We start from the raw sequence: 13,171 nt of genomic DNA on the forward strand, positions 1-13,171 counted from the left end.
ATAAGCGCGGGCATCGGCTGCGATGCCCGCCCGGCGGCGGGACGGCCAGCGGGGTGAGCCGGCCGTCCCACCGCCCTCACGGCACTGCGGGGGCTGATCCGCCGTGAGATCGAGGACATGGTTTCGCGCATCGGGATCGAAGGCCGCGCCGCATCGCGCGGGGCAGCGACGGCATCTGCGATGGAATGGCCAAACATCGCAGACACCGCCGCGCTCGCCGACGGGGCATGGGGGCTCCCCGCCAGTCCAACGACCTTCATATGATCCCGCATCCGCTGCATCAGAACGCCACTCCGAGGTCGATCTGCAGCACGTCAATCTTCAGCGGCGGGCCGACGATCTCGCTCGCGCTCAGCCAGCGCCCGCCGATCGTGATGCCGTTATAGGGCGCCCAGGCGCCGCCCAGGATGAAGCCCTTGGCGTTGGTGCCGCCCAGATGGAAATCCGAGTCCGTGAAGCTGTCGGGCACCGCGTCGCTCTGCAGATATTTATAGGCCGCGTTGATCGCCCAGGCGCCGCGCCGCGCGCGCCTCGGATTGACGCTGAACAGGTCCGGGTCGCCGATCGAGAAATAGGCGCCATAGCCCTCGTTGCCGCCGACGAACTTGCCCGGATTGGCGCCGCAGGCGAGCTGGTTCGCGTCGCCGTTGGTCACAACATAATTGTTGATCGGCCCGGCATCCTCGCCCTCGCGGCAGATGTTCTCGGGGTCGAACCCGAAATTATAGAGATAGCTGCCCGTCAGCCGCGCCTGAACGCGCTCGCTGATCGGCACGCTCACCGACCCGTTCACGTCGAGCACCCGATACGCGAACTTCAGCCCCAGATATTGCGGGTTGTTGGGCTGCGCCGGATTGGTCGCGAACTCCTGGTCGATCCGCCGCAAATAGAACAGCGTGTTGCCCTTGCTCGCCCAGAGCGGCCGCAGAATGTCGGTCGAGCACTCGATGTTCGTCGCCGAATAAGTGTCGCACGGCTCCGAAACATGCCCGCGCAGATAGGTGAAGTTGTGATAGGCCGCCGACAGGTCGACCCGCACCCCGCCGGCGAACTCCTTGGCGAGCTCGACCTGGCCCGAGAACATATAGCGGTCGCGCCAGTTGCGCTTGTCGCCCGAGGTCGACGGGAAATCGGTCGGCTCGAACTGGATCGGGAACGCCCCGCCCCGCACCGCCAGGTGGAAGCCGTCCTGGCGCAGGATCTTCGTCACGTCGACCTCGCCATAGACGCCGTCGAGCGCGAGGTCGGGGTCGAACATGAGATCGGTCGTGCGGAACGGATTGTCGAACCGGCCGAGCATCGCGGTGACGCCGTCCACCAGTTCGCCGCGCACATAGGCGTTCTGGATCCACACGTCGCGCTTCCTGAAGCCGCCCGTCAGGTTGCTGTTGGTCGAGATCGGCCCGGCATCATCGCCCGTCGCCAGCTGGAAGCCGAGCTGGAACCGCTCGGCAACCGTCGCCTCGATGCCGATCCGCGCGCGAATCTGCATGTTGTTCACCTTGTCGCGGATCGTGTTGATCTGCGGGATCAGCTGGTTGCCATTGCCCGAGACGTCATAGGGCCCGCTCGAATTGAACGCCGGCACATCGTAGAAACTGTTGGTCGCATTGTCGCGCGAATAGAGGCTCGAGGCCGAGCGGACGCGCAGGTCGCCGTGGATGCGGATATTGTCGACCCAGTCGGGCGCGGCATTGTCGGGCGCCGCCCAGCGCTCGGCCTTGGCCTGCGCCATCACCTCGTCGCGCACCTGGGTCGCGATCTGCGCGCGCACCGTCTCGGGGACATAGGGCACGCGCACCGCGCCCGCGGGCGGCGGCGTCAGCTCGGCGGTCGCGGCCGGCGCCTGCTGCTGCTCCTGCGCGGCCAGCGCCTGCGCGCGCGCCGTCAGCGCCGCCGCCTTGTCGGGCGGGATGATCCCTTCCTCGATCAGGAGCTTGACCATCGTCTCGACCGCACTGTCGCGCCGCGCGGCCGGCGCCGCGTCCTGCGCCAGCGCCGGCACGGCGCCCACCAGCGCCGACGACAGCAGCGCCGCCATCCATACCGTCCGCCGAACCTTCAATCCCTGTGACATCAACTATCCCCTTTGCGCCCAGCGGGCGTCGCAAATCCGATCACATTCCAGGCTTCCGGCCGCGCAGCCGCAGCCGATAGGGAAACACCATCGAGGCCGGCGGCGCGTTGAGCCGCATCTCGTTCAACGCCGCGGACAGCCGCCGCACCGTCTCGCTGTCGCTCCCGCTCGCGAGCCGCGCGCCCGTCACCCGCCCCTCCGGCGTCACCGTCAGCAGCACCTCGGCGTCGAACACCAGCCGGTTGAACCGGTCGTCGCCGTCGATCCGCGACTGGAGCTCCGAACTGAGATAGCGGCGGTAGAAGCCCTCGCTCATCCCGCCTCCGCCCGGCGCCGCCCCGCAATTGACGAGGCAGGTGCCCGTGCTTCCCGGCGCGCCGCCGCCCGCCCCCGAGCCCGACTGCACGCCATAGGCGTCCGTCCCGGCCTGCGCGGGACCCGCGATCGTCACCGGCGCCGCCTGCTGCTGGGGCGTCTTGGGCGCCTCGACCGGGCTCGGCTGCGGCTGCTCGGTCGGTTCCGGCGGCTTCTCCTTGGGCTCGGGCGGCGGCGGAGGTGGCGGAGGTGGCGGCGGCAGCATGCTGATCTGCTGCGCGCTCGGCGCCGGCACCGCGACACCGCCCACCGCATTGAGCTGCGTCCAGACGAACCAGGCGAGCGCCGCCAGCAGCGCCGCCCCGATCGCCCAGGGCAGCACCCGCTGCACCGCGCCGGATCGCTCCGGCTCGAAAGTGTCGAAGGTCGGCGCGGCCATCAGCGCTCGCCCTCCCAATAGACGAGCGCGCGCTCGCGTCCGGCATCGAGCCCGGCGAGTAGCCGCCGCGCGCCCGCGATGTCGCTGCCCCAGCCCTCGATATCGAGGCCGGCGCTGCGCGCCTCGGCGACAAGGCCAGGCCAGCGGGACACCCCGCCCTCCCCTCGTATCGCCGGTCGGTCCATGCCACGGGACATCTCAAGCCCCGCCCCCGGCCGTCGGCTTGCCGGTCACCAGGCCGACCTTGTTGAGGTCGAGCTGGCGAAGCAGGTCGAGCACCTCGGTGACCTTGCCATATTGCGCGACCTGATCGCCCTTGAGCACGATCGGCACGTCGGGGTTGCTCGCCTTGGCGTTCCTGAGGCGCGCCTCGAGATCGCTGAGCGTCACCGGGAAGGCGTCCATGAACACCTGCCCGTCGGCGCCCACCGTCAGCGTGATCGTCTGCGGCTGCGACAGGCTCTGCGCGCTGCTCGCCTTGGGCAGATCGACCTTGATGCCCTGCACCGAGGCCGTCGCCATCAGGATGAAGATGACGAGCAGCACGTACGCCAAGTCGAGCATCGGCGTGACGTTGATCTCGTTATAGACCTTGCGGCGGCCTTCGACCTGCATGTCCGTTCTCCCCTGCCCCGCCTCAGGCCGCGATCTTGGTGTTGGGCCTGGGCGCCGGCGGCGTCGCGGCATTCTCCTGCATCTCGGCGAGACGCGTGATCAGCCGGTCGGCGAACACCCGCATGTCGTCGGAGAGATGCTGGATGCGCCCGGCAAGCCAGTTGTTCGCGAACAGCGAGGGGATCGCCGCGAGCAGCCCCGCGACCGTCGCCATGAGCGCCGCCGCGATGCCCGGCGCGATCGCGTTCACGTTGACGTCGCCCGCGCGCGCCACGCCGGCAAAGGTGTTCATCACACCGATGACCGTGCCGAACAGCCCGATGAAGGGCGCGCCGGCGACGACCAGCGCCAGGATTCCTACCCATCTGTCGAGCTTCTGGTTTTCGCGCACGACGACGGCATCGACCGCCGAGCGGATCGCCTCGACCGCGGCGCCCGACAAGGGCACTAGGCCGCGCTCCTTGCGGCGCACGCCGAGCTCGTCCACGCCCATCTCGAAGATGCGCGCCAAAGGCGACTTGTCGAGCACCGCGCGCTCCACCGCGCCGACATCGGCATTGCCCTTGAGGCTCGCGAGCTGCTCGTGCATCGCCACATAGCGCCGCGAGAACGCCCGGTCGCCCTTCTGCGCGGCGCCGAGATACCGCGCCTTCCAGACCGTCACGCCGATCGACAGCGCCAGCAAGAGCATGCACAAGCCGATGACGAACGCATCGACCGTCTCGACCTTGCCGAGCACATAGAAGAAGTTGCCGCCGCCCTCGCTCTGCCGCTCCGGCGTCTCGGCGACCTTGACCAGCTTGCCCGCCGGACCCTCGCCCTGCGCGCTCGCCAGCAGCAGTGCGGCCGGCCGCGCCGTCTTGGCGAAGCGCGCCTCGTCCAGCTCGCCGAAATAAGGCCGCCCTGCCCCGCCGCCCAGCGACAGCGGCCCGGCGAGCGCCGGGAGCGCACCCGCGGCATTGGCCGCCTCGACGCCGTTCACATAGAGCTTGAGCGTCTGTCCATCGGCGACGAAGCCCAGATGCGTCCATTCCGCAGCCTTGACCGGCGCGTTCGCCTGCAAACGCTGCTCGCCGACCAGCGCATAGGGCACGCCGTTCGCGATCCCGACCACCAGCGGCCCATAGGCGAGCACCGCCTGCTCGCCGGTCTGCTGATCCTGCTTGGCCCAGGCGGTGAAGGTGAAGGGGCCTCCCGCAGGCAGCGTCAGCGAAGGACTTGCCGGAACCACGATCTCGCCCTGTCCCGCAAAGCGCGCGTCGCGCGCGACGATGCCGTTCTCGTTGACCGCCGGCGCGCCGTTCTGGCCGTTGTTGCGATTGGCGGTCAGGTCCTTGAGCGGCTGGCCGGCCGCATCGCTGAAATGAAAGGCCGCGATCGTGTCGGGATCATAGCTGCCCGCGATGTCCGAACCCGCCGGCGCGTTCTTGTTGCCGTAATAGATCCAGATCGAACGCTTCTCGCCGCCGTTCACGTTGGGAACGCTGACCCAGAGCGCCGCCAGCCCGTTCTGCGCGTCGAACCGCTCGATATGGAAGGGAAGCGGCGTCTTGCCGTCACTGTCCACCACCCGCAGGTCCGCACCGTTGTCGTTAGCATCGGTGAAGGTGAAATTGCCCGAGTGGAGCCGGACCAGCACCAGGGCGCGCCCCGCCGCGCCCGACATGTTGACGCCCGAAGGCGACGTGTCGACCGCGACCGCCCGGCGATAGGGCCACTCCTTGTTCCACCACCCGGCACTTTGGCCAGCGGCTTCCTGGGCCAGCGCCGGCCCCGTCATCAACGGCGATGCGAACGCGCTGAGCGCGATCAGCCAGGTCAATATCAAACGGCCCACGTCGCTAACCCCTTTTCCCTGTCATTTGGCTGCCCGCATGCCGGGCGTTGATCGATGATGCGCTCATGCGCGCCGGAACGTCACTGGCGCCCCAGCCCCGCGTCCCGGGGTTCTTCCCCGCGCGGCGGGTGAGGGAGTGCGACCCCCGCGCCGGGGGAACCTGGCCCAGACCAAGGACCACGGCCGCCCCTTCGGTCGGAGCGGAACGGCCACCGGGACGCGGACCCGAGCGGGCTCCGACCGACTGGCAAAGCCGGCGGCGCGGCAGCACCCGCGCCCGCAGGACCATAGGGAGGACAGCGGCGACCGCCATCAGAACTCGCCTCTGACGGAAAAGCTGTAGCGCGGGTCGCCCTTGTCGGTGACCGGCCCGGCTTTGAGCGGCACGCCGACCAGGAACTCGCCCGAGAGCAGCTTGAATATCTGGAAGCGCAGACCCCCGCCGACGCCGACCAGCCGGAAATCGTCGGTCTGGCCTTCGGCAACCGCACGCACCCGTGCATAGCCCGCGTCCGCGAAGGCGAAGAAGCGCAGCTCGTCGACGAACGGGCCGAACAGAGTGCCGAGGCTCGGCGAGCGCAGTTCGATCGACGACACGAACCCGTCGTCGCCGACCGCCTCGGACACATAATAGCCGCGCACGTTGGAGACGCCGCCAAGCGAGAACTGCTCGTTGGTGATGAGCGGCGAATCCGCGAGCTGGCCTGCGAAGCGCAGCGCAAGCTGGACGTCGCTCGGCAGGAGCCGCGTGTAGTTCATGTCGAGATTGAGGTGAAAGAAATTCTCGTTGGCATCGATCGCCCGGCCGCGGAACTGGTCGGCGACGACGCCGGTCGTGCCGTCGCCGAGCGAACAGATCGAAAGCCCGCCGGGAATAACCGATGCCGGATATTCGAAGCAGGCGCGCCGCTTGATGACCCGCAGGCCGCCGGTGACGCCGAGGCTGAGGCCATAGGTCTCATGCTCGTCAGACCCCGACAGCGCATATTCGGCGACCAGCGGCACATAACGGATATGGGTCGGCTGCAAGGCCGTCTCGCCGAGCGAGATCGCTTCCTTGAACGACTTGAAATCGGGTCCGAAGCTGATCTGCTGGAAGGTCTTCTCAGAGGGCAGCCGGTAGGTCGCGCGAAAGCCGATCTGGTAGCCGTTGCCGAGCACGTTGGTGCCGCCGAGCGCGGCCACGTCGCTGTTCGACTTGTAGCCATAGAGCAGGAACGACCAGGGCGTGCCGATCAGCGGCGCGCTATAGGACGCCGAAATCACCGTGCTCTGGTCGGGATCCTGCGGCGCGATCGAGCCGGTCACCGAGAGCGTATGCCCCTGCCCCCACAGGTTCGTGTAGCGCACCGTCCCGCTCGCGCGCAGCGGATCGGTGTTGGGGCTGTTGTCGTTGTTGAGCTCGACGCTCGCATGCCAGGGCGCACTGTCCTCGACCTTCAGGTCGATATCGACCGTGCCCGGTGCCGCGCCCGCCTTGAACCGCGGCGTGATCGTGCGGTCCGGAAAGCGGTTGGCGGCGCCGATGTCGCGCTGGAGCGCGGCGAGGTTGATCGGCTGGCCCTCGACCAGCGAAGGCACCTGCGCGCGCGCGGTCTCGGCCGAATGGTGCTTGGCATCGACCACCTGGACCTGGCCGAGCGGCGCCTCGTTGACCTGGAGCCGCACGATCCCCTGCGCGAACTGGTCGCTCGGCTGAACCGGGATCTCGACCTCGACCGCCTCATAGCCCTTGGCGGCATAGGCCGCCTGCAGCGCCTTCTGCGCCGCGACCACGTCGGCATTGCTGCGGCCGGGCCCGAGATAAGGCTCGATCAGCCGCTCGATCTCGGCGCTCGGCAGCTTGGTCGCGCCGAGCACGTCGATCGCCGAGATGAAGAAGGTGTCGGGCGCGCGCTGCGGCTCGCCCGCCGGCGCTGCAGCGGCCGGCGGCGCATCCTGGGCCCGTGCCGGCGCGCAGAGCGCTACGAGCGAAAGCCCCGCGCACAAGAACGCCGCGCGGCGCGCGCGAACCGCGCCAGTTGCAACCCCGACGGCAATCGTCCCGCTCTGCACCAACCACCCCTTGCTCAGATTGTCGCTCACGGCCTTGCTCACAGACGCACCAGCCCGGCCGTCACCGCGATCGCGACGGCATGAATCCGGTTGGCGGCGCCGAGCTTGCGCACCGCCTTGCCGATGTGGAACTCGACCGTGCGGCGCGCGATGCCGAGCGGCCGCGCGATCTCGCCCGCCGTCCGCCCGGCCGCGGTCAGGCGAAGGCAGGCGATCTCGCGGTCGGTGAGCGCCCCCGCCTTGCCCGCGAGCAGCCGCCGCGCCGCCCCATGGAAGCGCGCGCCCGCCAGCATCAGCGCCGGGCCATGATCGGCGAGCAGACCCTTCGCGCGCCTGGCCGCGCCGAACAGCCCCAGCACCGCCGGCCCCGCCGCATAATCCTGCACCGGAATCTCGAGCCAGGACTCGCCCTCGCGACCGCCCGTCACGCCGCTCAGAAACGGCGTCGAGCCGTCGCCCAAGCAAATCTCATGGACGGACGGCGCATCGGCGACCCTGCCGGCCTCCAGCCAGCGCGGCGCCCGCCAGCCCTCCTCGGCGCGCATGTCGGCCGAGGCATGGCCGAGATGGACATAGCGCCCGCCGCTGAGCCGGAACGCGCCGGCGAAATCCTCGAGCCAGCCGGCAAGCGCCCCGGCGCTGTCGCAGTCGTCGAGCCGCCCGAGCCGGTGCAGGAGCGCCGCCGCCGCGGGCTCGCTCCAGATGCGGCCGGCCGACAGGGCGGGATCGAACATCCCGCCGCCGCATCCGTCCGCGACCGGCCCCATGACACACATTGCGACTTACCCCCAGCAAGGCTTCTCATTAGTAAGACAGCTGGGGAGGGGTGGTTTGGCAAAAGTTTTTTGTTACAGAATAATGACATGACTTGCCGCGGCGGGGCGACCGGGAAGGTCAGAAATTGTCCGTGCAAATGAAACGAAAATGTTATTCTTGAATGTGGCGCCAAATCGTTCCGTTGATGCAAAGACCAATAGCCGATCATGGATTTATCGACCGCGCCGCCTTGCGAAGATTCCGGCTGTTCATGCCGACAGGACCACGGTGCCGACTGCGCCGACGCGGCAGCACCCCATCGCGCGGACTTGGAACAGCCGCCGCCGCCCGCCCTGCCCGGGCGCGATCAACCACCGTGCCTGCCGGCTGAACTCGGCACCCCGATCTGGGCGATCGGCACCACGCTGTTCTTCGCCATGGCCGCCGCCCTGATCGCGCCGCCGTCCCAGCCGGCGCATGCCCAGGCCGCCGGGGCCGGCCGCATCGCCTTCGACATCCCGGCGCAGCCCTTGGACGCCGCGCTCGCGCGCTATTTCCAGCTGACCGGCGTCCAGCTCCTCTACGACAGCGCAGTGACGCGCGGCCGGCGCTCGTCGGCGGTGCGCGGCAGCTATGCCCCGCGCGAGGCGCTGCGCCTGCTGCTCGCCGGCACCGGCCTCGTCGCCCGCTACAGCGGCGCCAATGCCGTCTTCATCCGTCCGGCCAGTCCCGCCGACGACAGCCCGCTCGTGCCGCTCGGCCGCGTCGTCGTGCGCGAGCGCGCGCCGGTAGCGCTCCCGGCCGCCGACCGGCTCGCTTATTACAGCCGGCTCGAGGAGCAGCTCCAGACGCTGCTGCGCGCCGATCCGCGCACCGGCCGGCTCAGCTTCTCGGTCACCGTCGAGCTGAGGGTGAACGCCGAGGGCCGGATCGCCGGCCTGGCGATCCGGCAAGGCTCGGGCAGGCGCACGACCGATGCGGCACTGGTCGCGGTGCTCGACGGCGCCAGCGCGCCGCCCCCACCGCCCGGGCTCGTCCAGCCGCTCGCCATCACGCTCGCCGGCAAACCGCGATAGCGCCCGGCGCTACAGAAACAGGTAGTTCCGCCCACCGTCTCCCCCGCCTAACCGGCGGCATCGACATCACCGCACGGACAGGGCCTCGCCAATGCTGGACAGGACAGGCAGCGTGACCGACGCTGCCGATTCCGACTTCGAAGCCATCCTCGAAGCCGGGCGGCGCGCCGTCTCCACCGAGGCCGAGGCGCTCTGGCGGCTCGTCGCGAGCCTCGACGACAGCTTCGCGCTCGCGGTCCGCGCGATCCTCGCCACGCGCGGGCGCGTCGTCGTCTGCGGTCTCGGCAAGTCGGGGCATATCGCCGGCAAGATCGCCGCCACGCTGGCAGCGACCGGCACGCCCGCCCTGTTCCTCCATGCCAGCGACGCGGTCCACGGCGACCTCGGCATGCTGACGGCCACCGACACGCTGCTCATCCTCTCCAACTCGGGCGACACCCGCGAGTTCGGGGTCATCATCCGCCGCGCGCAGCATTTCGGGCTGCCCATCCTCGCCATCACCTCGAGCGAAGCCTCGGCGGTCGGCCGCGCCGCCGACATCCGCCTCATTCTCCCGCCCGCCCCCGAGGCCTGCCCGTTCGGCAGCTCGCCCAGCACCTCGACCACGCTGATGCTGGCGCTCGGCGACGCGCTCGCGCTCACCGCGATGCGCCAGCGCGGCACCACCGCCGCCGACCTGCTCGCGCTCCATCCCGGCGGCCGCCTCGGCCTCGACCTGGTGCGCGTCGACAGCTTCATGCACAAGCGCGCGAAGCTGCCGTTCGTCACCCCCGAGACGCCGATGGACGCCGTCGTCACCGAGATCTCGGCCAAGGGCTTCGGCATCGCCGCGGTCGTCGACCGCCAGGAGCGCCTCGCCGGCGTCATCACCGACGGGGATATCCGCCGTGCGATCCTCGCCCACAGGACCCCCAACAGGACGACCGCCGCCGACATCATGACAAGGCGGCCGCGCACGCTCGAATCCGATGCGATGGCCCGCGACGCGCTCGCGATCATGACCGAGCAGCGCATCACCGCCGTCCTCGTCCTCGACGGCGTGCTGAGCGGCAAGGTCATCGGCCTCGTCCATATCCACGACCTCCTGCGCTTAGGCATCGCATGACGCTCTCGCTCGTCGGAGGCACCGACCTCGCATCGCGCACGGACGGCGTGGTCATCATCGTGCCCGCGCGCCTCGACTCCTCGCGCTTTCCCGGCAAGCCGCTCGCGCCGCTGCGCGGCGCCGACGGCACGCCCAAGAGCCTCGTGCAGCGCAGCTGGGAAGCCGCGCGCGCGGTCGCGCCGGCCGTGCCGGTGGTGATCGCCACCGACGATGAGGGCATCGCCGACGCCGCCGCCGCGTTCGGCGCCACCGCGGTCCTCACCTCGCCCGGCTGCCGCAACGGCACTGAGCGCTGCTGGGAAGCCGTCCAGGCCGCCGGGATCGACGCCGACATCATCGTCAACCTGCAGGGCGACGCGCCGCTCACGCCCCCGCTCGCGGTCGAGGCGCTGATCGACACGCTGCGCGCCGACCCGCGCCTCGCGGTCGCGACACCGATGATCCGCTGCCCGGCGCTGATGCTCGACCGGCTGCTGTGCGACGCCCGCTCCGGGCGCGTCGGCGGCACCACCGTCGTGTTCGACCGCTTGATGAACGCGCTCTATTTCTCCAAGCGCGTGATCCCCTATGTGCCCGAGCGCACCGCCGATGCGCCGGTCCATCTCCATATCGGCCTCTACGCCTATCGCCGCGACGTGCTCGGCCATTATGCCGAGCTCCCGCCATCGCCGCTCGAACTGGTCGAAGGGCTCGAGCAACTGCGCTTCCTCGATGCGGGGATCCCGATGCGCATGGTCGAGGTCGCCGACCCGCCGGGCGGGCTTTGGGAGGTCAACAACCCCGAGGATATCGTGACCGTGGAAACCGCGCTCGCCGCGCGGCGGATCGACTGATGACCGCCATGCGCCTGCTCGGCCGCGCGGTGGGCCAGGACCAGCCGCTGTTCCTGATCGCCGGCCCCTGCGTCCTCGAATCCGAGGCGCTCGCGCTCACCGTCGCTGCGCAGCTGCGCGCCCTCGCCGACCGACTCGGCCTGCTCGTCGTCTTCAAGGGCAGCTTCGACAAGGCCAACCGCACGTCGAGCGCCTCCTATCGGGGACCGGGCATCGACGAGGGGCTCGCCATCCTCGCCAAGGTGCGCTGCGAGACCGGCCTGCCGGTGCTGACCGACATCCACGAGCCCCGCCAGGCGGCGGCGGTCGCCGAGGTCGCCGACATCCTCCAGACGCCTGCCTTCCTCGCCCGCCAGACCGACCTCATCGCCGCCGCCGCGCGCTCGGGCAGGCCCGTCAACATCAAGAAGGCGCAGTTCATGGCGCCCACCGACATGGCGCCGGTGCTCGGCAAGGCGCGCGAGGCCGCGCGCGAGGCGGGGCTCGACGAGAACCGGTTCCTCTTATGCGAACGCGGAACCAGCTTCGGCTACAACCGCCTCGTCAACGACATGACCGGCCTCGCGGTCATGGCCGAGACGGGCGCCCCGATCGTGTTCGACGCCACCCATTCGGTGCAGAGCCCGGGCGGGCTCGGCACCAGCTCGGGCGGCGATCGCCGCTTCGTGCCACTGCTCGCCCGCGCCGCGGTCGCCGCCGGCGTCGCCGGCCTGTTCCTCGAAACCCATCCCGACCCGGACAAGGCGCTCTCCGACGGCCCCAACAGCTGGCCACTCCACCGCCTCGACGCGGTGGTGACGCAGCTCGTCACGCTCGACCGCGCGGTCAAGGAAAGCTTCGCGGTCGAACCGGCGATGCGGCGCTGACCCGCCGATGTCGCTCGCGCGCAGGCTCGAAGCCCGGATCCTCAAGCGGCTGCTGGCGCTGGTGCGCGAGGATTCCAGCCCCAACCTCAACGCGCTCAACGATGTCACCAAGAACGTCCGCATCATCGAGCTGAACCTGAAAGCGTTCGGCTACGACCTCGCCCGCAAGCTGGCCGCCGCCCTGCCCCCGCCCGGCCCGACCACGGCGCGTGTCATCGGCCTCGCCTCCAAACCCTGCACCCAGGCCGATATCGAAAGCGACTGGTGCGCGCATTGGACGAGCGAACTGCGCACCGGCCGCGTCTATCACCGCAAGCTCTGGGAACTCGCCTATGTGCTGCAGGCGCTCCACGAGCACGGCATGCTGGCCGATGGCCGCAAGGGGGTGGGGTTCGGCTGCGGCGCGGAGCCGATCCCGAGCTATCTGGCATCGCGCGGCGTGCGCGTCCTCGCGACCGACGTCGCCGATGCAGATGCCCGGGAAAAGGGCTGGGCCACGACCGGCCAGCATCTCGGAACCCGCGCGCATCATCCGCAACTGGTCGATCGCGACACCTACGAAAGGCTGGTCGACGTCCACACCGTCGACATGAACGCGATTCCCCCGGACCTTGGAGGCCACGACTTCTGCTGGTCGATCTGCGCGCTCGAACATCTCGGCAGCATCGCGCACGGTCTCGCGTTCATCGAAGCCTCGCTCGGCACGCTGCGCCCCGGCGGGCTCGCCGTCCACACGCTCGAATATAATATCGAGAATGACGGGCCCACGCTCGACAACTGGATCACGGTGCTGTTCCAGCGCCGGCACATCGAGGCGCTCGCGCGCAGGCTCGAAGCGCAGGGGCACAAGGTCGCCGTCCTCGACTTCGATCATGGCAGCCAGCTAATGGACCGGTTCATCGACCTGCCGCCCTGGGCGTTCGACGATCCGACCGGCGGCGCCGGCCTGCCGGGCGAGCCCCATCATCTCAAGCTCGCGATCGACGGCTTCATCAGCACCTCGTTCGGCATCATCGTGACCAAAGGCGAGGGACAATGAGCTGCGCCGGGCTCCGGGCATTCGATCTTGTCAGCGACGGCCTTGCCCGTAGCTGGCCTTCGGGCCGGGGCGCAGCTCGATGCACTCGCTGCGGCGGACGAACCAGCGACGTGGGATTCCGCAATGCCGCGCGACCGAATCCAGTTCCGACCGGGTGA

General features: G+C 69.7%; 12 protein-coding genes. 5 read left to right on the forward strand and 7 right to left on the reverse strand.

The features are described from left to right. Nucleotides 1-280: 280 nt before the first annotated feature. The 7 genes from PX554_RS19695 to PX554_RS19725 all read right to left on the reverse strand — a co-directional run bounded on the left by PX554_RS19695 (nt 281) and on the right by PX554_RS19725 (nt 8,072). On the reverse strand, nt 281-2,077 hold the full coding sequence (locus tag PX554_RS19695) for a putative porin (protein WP_275504184.1): 1,797 nt from the start codon (nt 2,075-2,077) through the stop codon (nt 281-283). A 40-nt stretch (nt 2,078-2,117) separates the two neighbouring features. Continuing rightward, the gene (locus PX554_RS19700) at nt 2,118-2,831 is read right to left on the reverse strand and encodes a hypothetical protein (protein ID WP_275504185.1); all 714 of its coding nucleotides are present in this window, start codon (nt 2,829-2,831) and stop codon (nt 2,118-2,120) included. Continuing rightward, nucleotides 2,831-2,983, reverse strand: coding sequence for a hypothetical protein (locus PX554_RS19705; RefSeq protein WP_275504186.1), 153 nt, complete (start codon nt 2,981-2,983; stop codon nt 2,831-2,833). The genes PX554_RS19700 and PX554_RS19705 overlap by 1 nt, the downstream gene beginning before the upstream one ends. Before the next feature lie 46 nt (nt 2,984-3,029). Continuing rightward, nucleotides 3,030-3,446, reverse strand: a complete 417-nt coding sequence (locus PX554_RS19710; RefSeq protein ID WP_275504187.1) for an ExbD/TolR family protein — start codon at nt 3,444-3,446, stop codon at nt 3,030-3,032. 22 nt (nt 3,447-3,468) lie between these two features. Beyond that, a complete protein-coding gene (locus PX554_RS19715; RefSeq protein WP_275504188.1) occupies nt 3,469-5,283 on the reverse strand; it encodes a DUF2341 domain-containing protein in 1,815 nt (604 codons plus the stop codon). A gap of 312 nt (nt 5,284-5,595) precedes the next feature. Then, nucleotides 5,596-7,368: a ShlB/FhaC/HecB family hemolysin secretion/activation protein gene (locus PX554_RS19720; protein ID WP_275504189.1), complete on the reverse strand. Its 1,773-nt coding sequence runs from the start codon at nt 7,366-7,368 to the stop codon at nt 5,596-5,598. 8 nt (nt 7,369-7,376) lie between these two features. Next, on the reverse strand, nt 7,377-8,072 hold the full coding sequence (locus tag PX554_RS19725) for a helix-turn-helix transcriptional regulator (RefSeq protein ID WP_275504190.1): 696 nt from the start codon (nt 8,070-8,072) through the stop codon (nt 7,377-7,379). A gap of 351 nt (nt 8,073-8,423) precedes the next feature. Here PX554_RS19725 and PX554_RS19730 point away from each other — a divergent pair, with 351 nt between their 5' ends. From PX554_RS19730 to PX554_RS19750, 5 genes are all read left to right on the forward strand, one after another. After that, the gene (locus PX554_RS19730) at nt 8,424-9,170 is read left to right on the forward strand and encodes an STN domain-containing protein (RefSeq protein ID WP_275504191.1); all 747 of its coding nucleotides are present in this window, start codon (nt 8,424-8,426) and stop codon (nt 9,168-9,170) included. Between the two features lie 112 nt (nt 9,171-9,282). Next, nucleotides 9,283-10,275: a KpsF/GutQ family sugar-phosphate isomerase gene (locus tag PX554_RS19735; RefSeq protein WP_275504192.1), complete on the forward strand. Its 993-nt coding sequence runs from the start codon at nt 9,283-9,285 to the stop codon at nt 10,273-10,275. Next, on the forward strand, nt 10,272-11,108 hold the full coding sequence (locus PX554_RS19740; RefSeq protein ID WP_275504193.1) for a 3-deoxy-manno-octulosonate cytidylyltransferase: 837 nt from the start codon (nt 10,272-10,274) through the stop codon (nt 11,106-11,108). The genes PX554_RS19735 and PX554_RS19740 overlap by 4 nt, the downstream gene beginning before the upstream one ends. Nucleotides 11,109-11,116: 8 nt before the next feature. Further along, entirely contained in the window at nt 11,117-11,974 is an 858-nt protein-coding gene (gene kdsA, locus PX554_RS19745) for a 3-deoxy-8-phosphooctulonate synthase (protein ID WP_275504319.1), read from the forward strand. A 7-nt stretch (nt 11,975-11,981) separates the two neighbouring features. Then, nucleotides 11,982-13,013, forward strand: a complete 1,032-nt coding sequence (locus PX554_RS19750; protein WP_275504194.1) for a class I SAM-dependent methyltransferase — start codon at nt 11,982-11,984, stop codon at nt 13,011-13,013. Nucleotides 13,014-13,171: the final 158 nt, after the last annotated feature.

This window comes from Sphingomonas pollutisoli (assembly GCF_029167165.1).
GTDB classification, from domain to species: Bacteria; Pseudomonadota; Alphaproteobacteria; order Sphingomonadales; family Sphingomonadaceae; genus Sphingomonas; species Sphingomonas pollutisoli.

Excerpts from the sequence above, each read along its gene's own strand:
- PX554_RS19725 (WP_275504190.1), bottom strand. The coding sequence starts at position 8,072 with ATGTTCGATCCCGCCCTGTCGGCCGGCCGCATCTGGAGCGAGCCCGCG.
- kdsA (WP_275504319.1), top strand. The coding sequence starts at position 11,117 with ATGCGCCTGCTCGGCCGCGCGGTGGGCCAGGACCAGCCGCTGTTCCTG.
- PX554_RS19710 (WP_275504187.1), bottom strand. The coding sequence starts at position 3,446 with ATGCAGGTCGAAGGCCGCCGCAAGGTCTATAACGAGATCAACGTCACG.
- PX554_RS19700 (WP_275504185.1), bottom strand. The coding sequence starts at position 2,831 with ATGGCCGCGCCGACCTTCGACACTTTCGAGCCGGAGCGATCCGGCGCG.
- PX554_RS19695 (WP_275504184.1), bottom strand. The coding sequence starts at position 2,077 with ATGTCACAGGGATTGAAGGTTCGGCGGACGGTATGGATGGCGGCGCTG.
- PX554_RS19740 (WP_275504193.1), top strand. The coding sequence starts at position 10,272 with ATGACGCTCTCGCTCGTCGGAGGCACCGACCTCGCATCGCGCACGGAC.
- PX554_RS19750 (WP_275504194.1), top strand. The coding sequence starts at position 11,982 with ATGTCGCTCGCGCGCAGGCTCGAAGCCCGGATCCTCAAGCGGCTGCTG.